The 391-nt window shown below is 42.5% G+C and carries 1 pseudogene; it reads right to left on the bottom strand.

Annotation, left to right across the window (positions count from 1 at the left end):
* A pseudogene (locus BLS32_RS18890) lies at positions 1-391 on the bottom strand (hypothetical protein); the annotation flags it as partial.

Below are 391 nucleotides of genomic sequence, written 5' to 3'. Positions count from 1 at the left end.
CCACAGTAAAAGTATAAGTTCCAACTGCCAAATCCACAACTGTAAATGTTGGAGTTGAACCCGTATATGTATTGTTTAAACTTCCCGATTGCGTGATTGTATAATTTCCGGTTGGTAAACCAGAAAGGACAACACTTCCGGTTGCAGAAGTACAAGTCGGTTGAATCGGCTCTGCAGCAATAGGCGCAGTCGGAACAACAGGCGCAGCATTAATTGTCACCGATGCAGAAGCAGGCGAAGTACATTCTGCAGAAGCTACTGTAAAAGTATAAATTCCCGCTGCCAAATCTACAACTGTAAATGTTGAAGTTGAACCCGTATATGTATTGTTTGAACTTCCTGATTGCGTGATTGTATAATTTCCGGTTGGCAATCCAGAAAGGACAACGCT

It is taken from the genome of Flavobacterium noncentrifugens (genome assembly GCF_900100375.1).
GTDB classification, from domain to species: domain Bacteria; phylum Bacteroidota; class Bacteroidia; order Flavobacteriales; family Flavobacteriaceae; genus Flavobacterium; species Flavobacterium noncentrifugens.
This window is presented reverse-complemented; position numbering and strand designations above follow the sequence as displayed.